The organism is Flavobacterium glucosi, assembly GCF_048286535.1.
Classification (GTDB): domain Bacteria; phylum Bacteroidota; class Bacteroidia; order Flavobacteriales; family Flavobacteriaceae; genus Flavobacterium.
The window spans coordinates 573,363-587,603 of record NZ_JBLVPK010000002.1; the positions used below are offsets into that span (position 1 = coordinate 573,363).

Consider the following 14,241-nt stretch of genomic DNA (forward strand, 5'->3'; position numbering starts at 1 on the left):
TTATGCTACCATTAAATTAAGCAATAGTACGCCAATCAATCCCATCACTCCAATGATGGTTTCCATAACGGTCCATGTTTTAAATGTATCCGAAATACTGATTCCGAAATACTCTTTAAACATCCAGAATCCCGTGTCGTTCACATGAGAGCACATTAAGCTTCCGGCACCAATTGATAAAACCATCAATTCTGGACTTATTCCTGAGCTCACCACCAAAGGTTGCACAATCCCTGCCGCAGTCAATCCCGCCACAGTTGCTGAACCCAATGCTATCCGAATAATCGTAGCCACAAGCCAGCCCAATACTAACGGAGAAAGTGTCGATGTTTCGAAAAAAATAGCTAAATCAGCACCAATGCCACTGTCAATCAGTACTTGTTTGAAAGCTCCGCCAGCCGCAATAATCATAATAATCATTGTTGCTGAACTCAGTGCCGAACTGGATTTATCCATAATGTCCTGCATCTTTCGACCGCGATTGATGCCTAGAAAAACGATTGCAAACAATACCGCAAGAAGCATGGAGGTGGTCGGACTTCCAATAAATCCAAGAATATGACGTAAAGAAGATGCTTCAGGCAAGGTTAATTCGCTTATTGTTGCCATAGCCATTAAGATGACAGGAATCAGAGCCGTTATAAAACTGATCATGAAAGAAGGCATTTCGTTTTCAGCGAATGTTTTACTTTCGAATAATCCTTTGGGTGGATTAGCAACAATTTTCTTAATGAATTCAGGGAAAACAATTCCAGCAATCAATAAAGTAGGAATAGCAATTATCAACCCGAACAACAGCGTTTTGCCAATATCCGCTTTAAAAATTATTGCAATAGCTGTAGGTCCCGGATGAGGTGGCAAAAAACCGTGTGTCACTGAAAGTGCAGATGCCATGGCAATTCCAAGATAGATTATAGGCTGCTTCGTACTTTTTGCGACAGCGAAAACCATTGGAATCAAAATCACAAAACCGGCATTGTAAAACATCGAAATCCCTACGGCAAAACCCGTAAGTAACATTGCCCATTTGATGTGCTTAACGCCAAAAGACCGAATCATGACCGAACTTATTCGTTGTGCTGCACCACTATCTGAAAGGATGTTTCCCAATATAACTCCAAGAGCAATAATCAAAATCAATGAACCTAAAGTACTGCCAATTCCTTGTTGGAGGGAATTTAGGATCGTAGGTAACTGCATGCCTTTGGCAATTCCCACAAAGAAAGAAGCGATAATTAAGGAGATGAATGCGTTGAGTTTTACTGCGGATATCAAGACAAGTAATAAAAGGATACTTGCGATTAAGATCAATATTGACATGTATTTGAATTTGAAAAATTAAAAATTAGCTTCGAATTGGTTTGTTGGGTAATCAGTTATTCGTTTTTTTTTGACAGCGTGGCCGCCAAATTCATTGCGAAGTGCCGCTGCCACTTTTCTTAGTTCTATAATTCCAATTTGCATGGTTGTATTGTTTTAAGTCTGATTTGAAGACGTTTTTTGAGTAATTGTAAAAAATATTTTAAAGTAAAAATATTGGTTTTAATTTTTTAACAAGCAATTTATTCGAAAAATAGTAAACTTGTTGGATTCAATATGTTAATTATTTTTTTGCGGTTTTTGTGTAGACTCCTTTTTATGAAAGTTTATTGTCGTTATAATCTATAAGAAAACCATCTAAATGGTATATTTGTAACGTTATAATGAGAATTGAAATCTGGAATGTGTTTTGAACGACCATTGAGTAATTTAAACCCAAAACAATATGCGAATTTTTCTTAGTTGTTTTCTTTTTTTATCGGTTTTGAATGTTTTTTCACAAGAAAATACAGCTTCTCAAGATAGTGTCTTTGTGAAAGTTGATTCTTTGTATCGAGAAGATCAGTTTTATTTTGCAATAACGTACAATACCTTGATAAATAAGCCGTCTGAATTGTCCCAAAGTAAATTTTCTTCGGGTCTTTCGGCGGGTTTTTTGAGAGATATGCCCATTAATAAAAAAAGAACGGTTGCTATAGCTTCCGGTATTGGTTTTTCCTACAATAATTACAATCAAAATCTTGCCATTTCTTCACCTGCAGGAACGCCGGTATATACTATTATCGATTCGGATATTACATATAATAAAAACAAATTCTCTTTACTTTCTGTTGATGTTCCTCTTGAGTTCAGATGGAGAACTTCTACTTATAAAAGTCATAAATTTTGGAGGATATACGGCGGATTTAAGTTAAGTTATTTGCTTTATGACAGGTCTGTTTTCAATAGTCCTGATGGGGAAGTGGTGGTGACAGGGAATCCAGATTTTAATAAATTTCAGTATGGAGCTTATATTTCATCAGGCTACAATACAATTAATTTATATGCGTATTACGGTTTGAATTCGCTGTTTAAATCTGCAAAAATCAATGACGAATCGGTTGATATGAAAGCATTTAACATTGGAATTATGTTCTACATTTTATAACCACAGCATTAACAAAAGCAACTGAGGAACTGCTCCGAGCATAAAACCTATGAGCAATTCTTTATTTGTGTGTGCTTTCATTTCTAATCGTGAGGAAGCCACAAAACCATTAAGAAGAATCAGAACAGCAATTGTAAGTGTGTTTTGAATTTGAAGGTGTAAACTCAATCCAATTATAAAAACCGTTAAGGAGCTGATTGCGATGATATGAAGGCTCGCTTTTATATTGGCAAACAAAAGAATAAGTGCCAATATAGTACTCAAAAGTGCGCCAAGCAGAAAAAAGTGCAACTCAGGATATCGTTCTATTGTAATGCTTTTTTTTACTAATAAAATCAGCAAAAAACAGTGGATTATTAAGGGAATTTTGCGTTGGGATACTTCGGCAAGCATTATAGAATCTATGTTTCCTGCCGTGCGTAATAATAAAAAAACCAATGAAGGCAGAATTACCGTTACTACCAGAACCTGAAAAAAAATGAATAATTTTTCTTGATTTACAAATTCACCGCCGCTGAAGTAAAGGTAAAACAACGTGGCCATTGCCGGTATGAATATCGGATGGAAAACATAAGAAAACAATGGGAGAATTTTTTTCAAAACTTCTGATTTATATCTAAAAACAAATATAAGTAATCTGCCAAAGCTACTAAAGCTAAAGCTATTGTTTCTTTCTCTTAAATAAACGGAATTGGGTATAATTATAGTATATCTACGGCATCGTTTTGAAAAGAAGTGTTATTTTTGAGAAAGTTTTACAAATAGACGAACTATTAAAAAAGTAATTTTAAAAAAAAAAGCTACTTCAATCTCTTTCTAATTCCATGAGCCAGAAAATCCTAAAAAGCATTCAAAATATTCCTGCTGCATTCATTGGTAACCACACTAATTTGGCAATAGATACTATTGCTATAGACAGCCGTTCTTTGCAAAACGGACCGCAGACTTTGTTTTTTGCTTTGGTCGGAGCCAATAATGATGCACACCTTTATGTCAAGGATTTAATTGCAACAGGCGTTCAAAATTTTGTTGTGACCCATATTCCTGAAGATTGTCGAGGGAAAGCCAATTTTTATATTGTAACGGACACAGTAGTGGCATTGCAACAATTTGCAGCTAATTACCGCAGTCTTTTTGATTTTCCCATTATCGGATTGACCGGAAGTAACGGTAAAACGATTGTCAAGGAATGGCTCAATTTTTTATTAAGTCCTGATTACAACGTAATCCGAAGTCCAAAGAGTTACAACTCCCAAATTGGTGTTCCGCTGTCTGTGATTGCAATTAATGAAAAACACAATTTGGGGATTTTTGAAGCAGGTATTTCCACTCGTTCTGAAATGGAAAATTTAGAAGAGATTATCAAACCAACCATTGGGATCCTTACTAATATAGGTACGGCTCATGATGAAGGATTTGCAAGTATAGAAGAGAAAATAGTAGAAAAATTAAAACTTTTTAAGCATGCTCAAGTTTTAATTTACAATAAAAATGAAATCATCGATGCTTTTATTAATCCCGAAATGAAAGCGTTTTCGTGGAGTTTAAATGATAAAAGTGCCTCTGTTTTTGTTTCCCAAAAAAGTGTTTTAGACAAAACCGTTTTGAATGTTCAATTCAAGCAGGAACATTTTGAGATAAAAATCCCTTTTCAAGACAAAGCATCGGTAGAAAATGCAATTTCTTGTTTGATGGTTTTGTTGTATTTTGAATACGACGCCGTGACCATTCAAGATAGGATGGAATTGTTGTATCCGGTAGAAATGCGACTGAAAGTCAAGAACGGAATTAATAATTGCAGTCTTATTGATGATAGTTACAGTTCGGATTTTCAGTCTTTGAAAATTGCATTGGATTTTCTCGAAAGTCAAAAACAATACCAGAAGAAAACGGTGATTTTATCTGATATTTTCCAGAGTGGTTTGTCTAATGAAGAGCTGTATGCCAAAGTTTCCCAGTTGATTGTTTCCAATAAAATTGACCGTGTTATCGGTATTGGTGAAACCATTTCGGCATTTAAAAACAAATTTGCCAATTGTATCACTTTTAAAAATACAGCTGCATTTATCGCGGATTTTGAAAATCTGGATTTTGGTAATGAAACCATTTTGATAAAAGGGGCGCGATCTTTCCAATTTGAAGAAATTGTTTATTTGTTAGAAGAGAAAACACATGAAACGGTTCTGGAAATCAACCTGAATGCGATTAGTTATAACTTGAATTTTTTTAAATCAAAGCTGAAGCCAAAGGTAAAAATTATGGTTATGGTAAAGGCTTTCGGTTATGGAAACGGCGGACTTGAAATTGCCAAATTGCTGGAGTACCATAAAGTAGATTATTTAGGAGTGGCTTTTGCCGATGAGGGAATTTCATTGAAAAACGGCGGTATAAAGGTGCCCATTATGGTTCTCAATCCAGAAAACACCAGTTTTTCGGCAATTATTCAACATCAATTAGAACCGGAGATTTACTGTTTGAAAGGGTTGTATGCTTTTTTGAAAATAGCAAAACAAAAAAAACTGGAACACTTTCCAATTCATATTAAATTTGATACAGGAATGCATCGATTGGGTTTTGAGGAAAACACCATCGATGATTTGATAGGTGCACTTAGAGGCAATGAGACTGTTCAAATAAAGAGTATTTTGTCTCACTTGGCCACGAGTGATGATCTCGAGCACATGGATTTTGCACATTCTCAAATTGTTTTATTCGAAAAATTATCGGCTAAGTTGATGTCCGAATTGAAAATAAATCCTTTGCGACACATCTTGAATACCTCGGGAATCAGTAATTTTCCAAAATCACAATACGACATGGTTCGTTTGGGAATCGGTCTTTACGGTGTTTCAAATGATACCGAAGAACAAAAACAACTTGAAAATGTAGGTACGCTGAAATCTGTGATTTCGCAAATAAGAACTATCGCAGCTGGTGAAAGCGTAGGATATGGCCGCCGATTTATAGCCGAAAAACCAACAAAAATTGCCACCATTCCTATTGGGTATGCCGATGGAATTTCCCGAGGCTGGGGCAACGGTTTAGGATTTGTTATGGTAAAAAACACCAAGGCCTACATTGTTGGCAGTATTTGTATGGATATGCTAATGGTTGATGTCACAGGGGTCGAATGCAAAGAGGGCGATGCGATACTTATTTTTGGTGAAAGTCCAACAGTATCTTTCATAGCCCAGAAATTAAATACAATTCCTTATGAAATCCTTACCAGTATTTCGCAACGTGTAAAACGAGTATTTTACAGGTGACCTATAAATTTGAGAGAATGACTTTTAATTGTATTAAAAATTTTATTAAATTCGTTTTATAAAGATAATTTTAACCCAAAAAAATAAATTATGGGATTTTTCAGTGATTTTAAAGCTTCTATAATGAGAGGAGACGTTTTAAGTTTAGCAACTGCAGTAGTTATTGGTGGTGCATTTGGTAAAATTATTGGATCTGCTGTGGATGATGTTATTATGCCCATAGTAGGGTTGCTAACTGGTGGAATTGATTTCACCCAGAAATTCATCACTTTGGACGGGAACAGTTACGAAACGCTGGTTGCTGCCAAAACCGCTGGTGCTGCTGTAATTACATACGGAAACTTGGTTCAGGCGATTATTAATTTCATCATTATTGCTTTCTTTATTTTTGTCGTTTTGAGAGCTGCTGAAAAAGCGAAGAAAAAAGAAGTTGTTGTTGCAGCTGTTCCGGTCGGACCAACTCAAGAAGAATTATTGACTCAGATTAGAGATTTGTTAAAAAAATAATTTCCGCTACAGTATATATTCTAATTTATCCTGAATTAATTTCAGGACTAAACCGCTTCGTAATCGAGGCGGTTTTTCTTTAAAAGTTTGTCTAAAACAGCAGCGGCTTTTTTACCATTGAGAAATTAAGATACATTAAGAAGCATCTTAAAACTTAATTTTCTTAATTTCTTAAGGGTTCAAAATTATATAGAATGTTATTTCACAAGCTTTTCCAATCAAAAAGAAACATTTGCTTGAAACAATTTTACTTTTGATTTTCATGGTTTTAGTTAAATGTTATAAATTTAACATTTTGTTATTTTTTTGTGAATCCACTTGTTTTAATTTCAATATTAGTTACTTTTGTATTTCAAATTTAATATTCAATACTAAAAATATAACATGAGAATAGCAGTTGTAGGTGCTACCGGAATGGTTGGCGAAGTAATGTTGAAAGTTTTGGCAGAAAGAAATTTCCCTGTAACAGAATTAATTCCGGTTGCTTCTGAGCGATCAGTGGGTAAAGAAATTGAATACAAGGGCAAAAAATATAAAGTAGTAGGCATGCAAACGGCAGTAGATATGAAAGCGGATATTGCTTTGTTCTCTGCTGGTGGCGACACTTCACTGGAGTGGGCTCCAAAATTTGCGGCAGCAGGAACAACGGTTATCGATAATTCATCGGCTTGGAGAATGGATCCATCTAAAAAACTAATCGTTCCCGAAATCAATGCAACTGAATTGACGGCAGCAGATAAAATCATTGCGAATCCGAACTGCTCTACCATTCAGATGGTTTTGGTTTTGGCTCCATTGCATAAAAAATACAATATCAAACGTGTAATTGTTTCAACTTACCAATCCATTACTGGAACAGGTGTCAAAGCAGTGCAACAATTGGAAAATGAATACGCAGGTGTTCAAGGTGAAATGGCGTACAAGTACCCAATTCACAGAAATGCCATTCCACAATGTGATTCTTTCGAAGAAAATGGATACACAAAAGAAGAGATGAAACTGGTTAGTGAAACCAAAAAAATCTTAAGCGACAACACGATTGCCGTTACAGCAACCGCAGTTCGTGTGCCAATTGTAGGCGGACACAGTGAAGCGGTAAATGTAGAATTTTCGAATGATTTTGACGTAGATGAAGTGAGGAGTATTTTGCACCATACTGATGGCGTGGTGGTTCAAGATAATAACGATACTTATACCTACCCAATGCCTATGTATGCACAAGGAAAAGATGACGTTTTTGTAGGTAGAATTCGTCGTGATGAAAGCCAGGAAAACACATTGAATATGTGGATAGTTGCGGATAACTTGAGAAAAGGAGCAGCAACAAACACAATCCAAATTGCAGAATATTTGATCGCAGCTAAATTGGTGTAAATCAATTTTTATGTTAAAATGAAACCATTTGTTTCACAAAAATATATTTTGTGAGACAAATGGTTTTCTTTTTTCCTGTTTTTGTTACCTTTGGCTCGAATGAAAAAGAATAAACTCATACTAAGTCTTTCTCTGGTTATTACAGTATTGTTTTCAATGCTGTTTCAGTCATTGCATACGTATGAGCATTTGGCAAAACAGCTTTCCGAAAAGCAGTGTCACCATAAATACAATGTTACCGGTACGGAGATAACGCACCAACACCACAAATTAGAGCATTGTTTTGTTTGTGAATTCGCTTTTGGCAGTTACATAACTCCAAAAGATTTTTCCTATCAATTGTATTCTAGTATTGAACAAATCCCTTATTTTTTTACTGCAACGGAAAACATTATTTCGTTTTCCGGCAGTTTGTATTCCCATCGCGGACCACCTGTAAATAGTTTAAGCTGAATCTATTTCGGCTTCTGTTGAATTTATTTCAACACAAATAATTTTTTATTTACTAAATAATTCCGGTCTCGGCTCCCTCTCCATTGGAGAGGGATGGGGAGAGGAAAAACTATTCAATCATTTTCAATGAAAAAATTTATTATAGCCCTATTTTTGGGGCTCTCAGCGATACTTCAGGCGCAAAATACCCTTTCGGGAACCGTAACCGATTTAAAAAATCAACCTCTAAAAGGCGTTTCGATATATACATCAGAATTGCATAAAGGAACCACTACAGATGAAAACGGAAAATATACACTTTCCAATCTTCCAAATAGAAACTTAAAAATCAGCTTTACGTTCATGGGATTTGCAACTCAAAATAAAACCATAAACAGCCTTCAAAACGAAAACACACTTGATGTTATCCTTGAAGCAGCAATTTTCGAAATGGATGAGGTAATCGTTTCCACCGCCTTCAATAAAATACAATCACAGAACGTGATGAAAGTGGAGCACGAAAGCATCAAAAATTTACAACGAAAAGGAACCGCCACTTTGATTGAAGGATTGGCGACTATTCCCGGAGTTTCTCAGGTTTCTACCGGAACATCTATCGGGAAACCGGTAATTCGTGGTTTGAGCGGCAATCGTGTTTTGGTATATTCACAAGGTGTTCGAATAGAAAATCAACAGTTTGGTGACGAACACGGTTTGGGATTGAACGATTCAGGAATAGAAAGCGTTGAGGTGATAAAAGGACCTGCTTCGTTGTTGTACGGTTCTGATGCTTTGGGTGGTGTTTTGTATTTTAATCCCGAAAAATTTGCTGATGCGAATACCTTTAAAGCGAATTTCAGTCAAAAATATTTCTCGAATACCGCAGGAAGCAGTTCTTCTTTGGGTTTGAAAACATCCACAGACAACTGGAAATTCATGGTTCGTGGAAGTTACAATTCTCATTCGGATTATAAAAGTGCTTCGCCAGTTCGGTCTTCGACCTCGGGTGCCGATGGTGACAGAGTAACAAATACCCGTTACAATGAAACCGATTTCAAAACAGGAATTGGCTACAGCAATGCTAAATTTTCAAGTGTATTGCGTTACAATTACAATGAATTGGATTTAGGAATCCCGGAAGATGGTATAGCAGGCCAAACGACAAGCAAGAAAACCGGATTTCCAAAACAAGGCGTTTTCAATCATTTATTAAGTTTAAACAATGTTTTCTTTTTCGAAAAATCAAAATTGGATCTTGATTTAGGGTATGTTGCCAATGATCGAAGTGAGTTTGAAGACAGCAATGTGGCAGTTCTACACATGAAATTGAAAACTTTCAATTACAACGCAAAATACCATTTACCAAAAATGGGAAAAATAGAAACCATTGTGGGCGTTCAGGGAATGCACCAAACCAATACAAATTCAGGCGAAGAATATTTAATTCCGGATGCGGTTACGAATGATTTTGGGGTTTTTGGAACGGCTAATTATGAGTGGAATTCCAATGTGTTGCAAGCCGGATTGCGTTTCGATAATAGAAATATTACTACGGATGCACAAGGAGTTGCAGGCGAAGAGGGTTCTTTTAAAGCCATCGATAAATCATACGACAGTTTTAATGCGTCGTTGGGTTACAAAACCAATTTAGCCGATGATTTGACGTTGCGTTTGAACGTGGCTTCCGGATTTAGAGCGCCAAATCTTGCAGAATTAACTTCTAATGGAGTGCATGAAGGAACGAATCGCTATGAGGTAGGAAATAGCGATTTAGAAACGGAGCAAAACGTGCAAACAGATTTAAATTTAGAATACAAAACGGATCATTTTGAGTTTTTTGTGAATGGATTTTACAATCACATCAACAATTATATCTACACCTCGCCATCTGGAGAAATCATTGCAGAAAACGCTGTTTTTGATTATATTCAGAACAACGCTAAATTATACGGAGGTGAAGTTGGACTGCATTTTCACCCGCATCCATTGGATTGGTTGCATTTTGAAACCAGTTTTGAAACCGTAACCGGCGAAAAACAAAATGGTGATTACTTGCCGTTAATTCCGGCTAATAATTGGAATAATACCATTAGAACCGAATTCAAAATCAAGAACTGGCTGGAAGATGGTTATGCAACTTTGAATGTTTCCAGTACGTTCCATCAAAAAAATGTAAGCGGATTTGAGACAGCATCGAATGGGTATAACTTAGTAAATTTAGGTTTTGGCGGAACTGTAAAATTGGGTAAAACCGCTTTTGACGTCAATATCAACGGGAATAATTTATTTGATAAAAGATACATTGCGCATCTTTCCCGTCTAAAAACAGATGGTATTCCAAACATTGGAAGAAACATCGTTTTAGGTGTGAATTTTAATTTGTAATTCATTTGCTTGAGCAAAAAAAAACGCTATTCGAAAGAGTAGCGTTTTTTTGTTTTAAGCACAAAAAGTATTGATTACTGTTTCAGTGCTTTTTTCGTATTATTGTATATAGAATCGAATGAATTTTTATGACCTAAAATAATGATGCTACAAAACCAATCTGTAATTCCTGATATTAAAGCTATTATCGCAGCTTCGAAAGACAAAGCTATTAGAGCGGTAGACAATAAAGAACCTTGATGTATTGGTATATTGGGCAACGTATTTTCGAGGAAGAACAAGACGGAAAGGATCGTGCGGACTATGGAGAGTATTTAACAAAATACATTTCACAACAGTTAGAACCCGAGTTTGGAAGCGGTTTTTCAAAACGCCAAATAGAATTATTTAGACAATTTTATCGCTCCTTTCCAATTGCGAACGCACTGCGTTCGCAATTGAGTTGGACGCATTACAAACTAATTATTCGCCTTGATAGTCAGGATAAAATTGATTTTTATATAGCCGAAACTGTAAAAAATAATTGGAATACCAGACAATTAGAACGTCAAATTTATAGCAATCTTTGGGAACGCCTTTTAATCAGTAATGATAAAGAAAGCGTACTTGCTGTAGCCAAAAATGAAAAACTCCCTGCGGATGCTAAAGAGATTATTAAAGATCCGATGTATTTGGAATTTTTGGGACTAAAACGGTAAGCGGCTTACTACGAAAGAGATTTAGAAAGCGCTATAATTACCCATTTGCAAGATTTTTTATTGGAACTGGGCAATGGTTTTTCATTTGTTGCGAGGCAAAAAAGAATACACATTGATGGCGATGAATTTTTTACAGACTTAGTTTTTTACAATCGAATATTACAATGCTTCGTCATTATCGAAATCAAGACAGATAAACTAACGCACCAAGATATTGGTCAACTACAGATGTATGTCAATTATTATGATCGAGTAGAAAAACTGCCTCGTGAAAATCCAACTATTGGTATTTTGCTTTGTGCTAATAAAAATGACGGAGTCGTGAAATTTACGCTGCCGGAAAACGAGAAAAATATTGTAGCCAGTCAATATAAATTATACTTGCCCACGGAACAACAGTTGTTAGAAGCTGTGAATATTGAATTACAGAATTTCGAGCAAGGAAAAGAAAGTGAATAACGCACCATCCGGATACAGATATTGAGTTGAATAAGAAATATCTCGCTGTAAAATCAGTGTAAATCCGTTCAATCCGTGTCATCTGTGGCTTAATTTGAATTATGTTCGCAGTGCGGACATAATTGTATTGGTTCTGAAATTCATTAAACTTTTAACCTAAATTATAATTCGAGCAATTCGAGGCGAAAAAAAATAGTTGCAATCTCATTCAACTCAAATCTGATTCGGAAAACAAACGATTTTTTGTTTTATTTAAGACTTTTCCTTATTTACAACACTAACTATTTCCCTATTTTTGTAACAACCTAAAACAGAATCTAATGAAAAAAACTTTTTTAATAATGGCTGTATCTTCTGCAATGGCGACTTTTGGCCAAAATCAAAATCCAAAATCCATAACCTATCCCACTACGAGTAAAGGAGAAACTGTGGATGTGTATTTCGATACAAAACTTCCGGATCCCTACCGCTGGCTCGAAGACGACAAATCTGCGGAAACCGGTGCTTGGGTAAAAGCCCAAAACGAAGTAACATACGGGTATTTGGCGCAAATTCCGTTTCGTGATGCGCTAAAAGCAAGAATGGAAAAACTGTGGAATTATGAGAAAATAGGAGCGCCTTTCAAAGAAGGAAATTTCACGTATTACTATAAAAATAACGGTTTACAAAATCAATCGGTGTTGTATAGAAAAGACGCAAAAGGAACCGAAAACGTGTTCTTGGATCCAAACACCTTTTCTAAAGACGGAACCACTTCGCTTGGCGGACTGGATTTTTCCAAAGACGGTTCTAAAGTAGCTTATGCCATTTCAGAAGGCGGAAGCGACTGGAGAAAAGTTATTATCATGGATGCCATTAGCCAAAAAATAATTGAAGACACCATTGTCGATGTGAAATTCAGCGGCGTGTCTTGGAAAGCAAACGAAGGTTTCTACTACTCCAGTTATGACAAACCAAAAGGAAGCGAATTATCGGCAAAAACTGACCAACATAAACTGTATTTCCACAAGTTAGGGACCGCACAAAAAGACGATAAAGTGATTTTTGGCGCCGACCAAAAACGCCGTTATGTAGGCGGTGGCGTGACCGAAGATGATCATTATTTGGTTATCACAGCGTCTAATTCTACGTACGGAAACGAATTGTACATTAAAGATTTGACAAAACCGAACAGTCCTATTGTGACTATTGTGGATAATTTCAAGAGCGACAACAACATCATTGAAAACGAAGGCGGAAAATTATTCATAGAAACTGACTTGAATGCGCCCAACAAACGCATCGTTACCGTAGATGTCAATAACCCAAAACCGGAAAACTGGAAAGACTTTATTGCAGAGACGGAGAACGTCTTGTCTCCATCAACAGGAGGTGGGTATTTCTTTGCTAATTATATGAAAGATGCCGTTTCGGTGGTGAAACAATACGATTATTCTGGGAAACTGGTGCGTGAAATCCAATTGCCGGGCGTAGGAACTGCCGGTGGTTTTGGTGGAAAGAAAAAAGAGAAAACGGTGTACTATTCCTTCACGAATTACATTACTCCGGGTTCTACTTTTTCATTCGAACCACAAACCGGAACTTCTGCGGTGTATCAAAAACCAAAAGTAGATTTCGACAGCGAGCAATACGAGTCCAAACAAGTGTTTTACACCTCTAAAGACGGGACTAAAATCCCAATGATCATCACTCACAAAAAAGGATTGAAACTCGACGGGACAAATCCAACGATGCTTTATGGTTACGGAGGATTCAACGTGAGTTTGACACCAAGTTTCAGCATTGCCAATGCCGTTTGGATGGAAAATGGAGGCGTTTATGCCGTACCCAATTTACGTGGTGGTGGCGAATACGGGAAAAAATGGCACGATGCGGGAACCAAAATGCAAAAACAAAATGTATTTGATGATTTCATCGCAGCGGCAGAATACCTGATTGCTCAAAAATACACGTCTTCACAATACCTGGCCATTCGTGGTGGGTCAAACGGAGGATTGCTAGTGGGTGCTACCATGACGCAACGTCCAGAGTTGATGAAAGTCGCTTTGCCGGCAGTGGGTGTGATGGACATGTTGCGCTACCATACCTTTACCGCAGGAGCAGGTTGGGCGTATGATTACGGAACGGCGCAGGACAGCAAGGAAATGTTCAGCTACATCAAAGGGTATTCTCCCGTACACAACATAAAACAAGGGATTCAATATCCGGCAACCATGGTCACTACGGGCGATCACGATGACAGAGTAGTGCCGGCGCACAGTTTCAAGTTTGCTGCCGAATTACAGGAAAAACAAACCGGAACAAACCCGACATTAATTAGAATTGACATCAATGCAGGACACGGTGCCGGAAAATCCGTGGCGGCAACCATTCAGGAAAATGTCGATATTCAGGCCTTTACCTTATTCAACATGGGAGTCGTGTTATTGCCATAGTTGGGCTAACAGGATTTATTTTAGGAGCTATTTCCTGCTTTTCACTGCAATCTTTATATCCGCCGAAAAGGCGGAAATAATAGATTTTCGTTGCAATCAGGGCTAGAGCATGGGATTTCCTAGACGATTGTCATTGCGAGAAGTTGCGAGGTACGTGGCAAAGCAATCACATCACAAATTATAAGGAGTTCAAAAAACGCTATTCGAAAGAGTAGCGT

General features: G+C 36.8%; 12 protein-coding genes. 9 read left to right on the forward strand and 3 right to left on the reverse strand.

Annotated elements, in window-relative coordinates; all coding sequences use genetic code 11:
* Positions 1-1,320 (reverse strand): gluconate:H+ symporter, encoded by a 1,320-nt coding sequence (locus ACNQGD_RS05625; protein ID WP_417998600.1) that lies wholly within the window; start codon positions 1,318-1,320, stop codon positions 1-3.
* An 18-nt stretch (positions 1,321-1,338) separates the two neighbouring features.
* Positions 1,339-1,464 (reverse strand): hypothetical protein, encoded by a 126-nt coding sequence (locus ACNQGD_RS05630; RefSeq protein WP_417998601.1) that lies wholly within the window; start codon positions 1,462-1,464, stop codon positions 1,339-1,341.
* A 301-nt stretch (positions 1,465-1,765) separates the two neighbouring features.
* On the opposite strand from ACNQGD_RS05630, the gene ACNQGD_RS05635 reads away from it, so the two are divergent.
* Positions 1,766-2,467 carry a porin family protein gene (locus ACNQGD_RS05635; RefSeq protein WP_417998602.1) on the forward strand — a complete coding sequence of 234 codons (702 nt, stop codon included), beginning with the start codon at positions 1,766-1,768 and terminating at the stop codon, positions 2,465-2,467.
* On the opposite strand, the gene ACNQGD_RS05640 is transcribed toward ACNQGD_RS05635, so the two are convergent.
* The gene (locus ACNQGD_RS05640; RefSeq protein ID WP_417998603.1) at positions 2,462-3,067 is read right to left on the reverse strand and encodes a hypothetical protein; all 606 of its coding nucleotides are present in this window, start codon (positions 3,065-3,067) and stop codon (positions 2,462-2,464) included. The two genes, ACNQGD_RS05635 and ACNQGD_RS05640, sit on opposite strands and share 6 nt — an antisense overlap.
* 224 nt (positions 3,068-3,291) lie before the next feature.
* Between ACNQGD_RS05640 and ACNQGD_RS05645 the strand changes: the two genes are divergently transcribed.
* The 8 genes from ACNQGD_RS05645 to ACNQGD_RS05680 all read left to right on the forward strand — a co-directional run bounded on the left by ACNQGD_RS05645 (position 3,292) and on the right by ACNQGD_RS05680 (position 14,023).
* Positions 3,292-5,733, forward strand: coding sequence for a bifunctional UDP-N-acetylmuramoyl-tripeptide:D-alanyl-D-alanine ligase/alanine racemase (locus ACNQGD_RS05645; RefSeq protein ID WP_417998604.1), 2,442 nt, complete (start codon positions 3,292-3,294; stop codon positions 5,731-5,733).
* Positions 5,734-5,823: 90 nt separating this feature from the next.
* Positions 5,824-6,240, forward strand: coding sequence for a large conductance mechanosensitive channel protein MscL (mscL, locus tag ACNQGD_RS05650; RefSeq protein ID WP_417998605.1), 417 nt, complete (start codon positions 5,824-5,826; stop codon positions 6,238-6,240).
* Positions 6,241-6,624: 384 nt separating this feature from the next.
* Positions 6,625-7,614, forward strand: a complete 990-nt coding sequence (locus ACNQGD_RS05655; RefSeq protein ID WP_417998606.1) for an aspartate-semialdehyde dehydrogenase — start codon at positions 6,625-6,627, stop codon at positions 7,612-7,614.
* Between the two features lie 99 nt (positions 7,615-7,713).
* Positions 7,714-8,067, forward strand: coding sequence for a hypothetical protein (locus ACNQGD_RS05660; RefSeq protein ID WP_417994055.1), 354 nt, complete (start codon positions 7,714-7,716; stop codon positions 8,065-8,067).
* A 126-nt stretch (positions 8,068-8,193) separates the two neighbouring features.
* Entirely contained in the window at positions 8,194-10,431 is a 2,238-nt protein-coding gene (locus tag ACNQGD_RS05665; RefSeq protein WP_417998607.1) for a TonB-dependent receptor, read from the forward strand.
* Between the two features lie 239 nt (positions 10,432-10,670).
* Entirely contained in the window at positions 10,671-11,129 is a 459-nt protein-coding gene (locus ACNQGD_RS05670) for a DUF1016 N-terminal domain-containing protein (RefSeq protein WP_417998608.1), read from the forward strand.
* 45 nt (positions 11,130-11,174) lie between these two features.
* Positions 11,175-11,588 carry a PDDEXK nuclease domain-containing protein gene (locus ACNQGD_RS05675; protein ID WP_417998609.1) on the forward strand — a complete coding sequence of 138 codons (414 nt, stop codon included), beginning with the start codon at positions 11,175-11,177 and terminating at the stop codon, positions 11,586-11,588.
* Positions 11,589-11,929: 341 nt separating this feature from the next.
* Positions 11,930-14,023, forward strand: a complete 2,094-nt coding sequence (locus ACNQGD_RS05680; RefSeq protein WP_417998640.1) for a prolyl oligopeptidase family serine peptidase — start codon at positions 11,930-11,932, stop codon at positions 14,021-14,023.
* Positions 14,024-14,241: the final 218 nt, after the last annotated feature.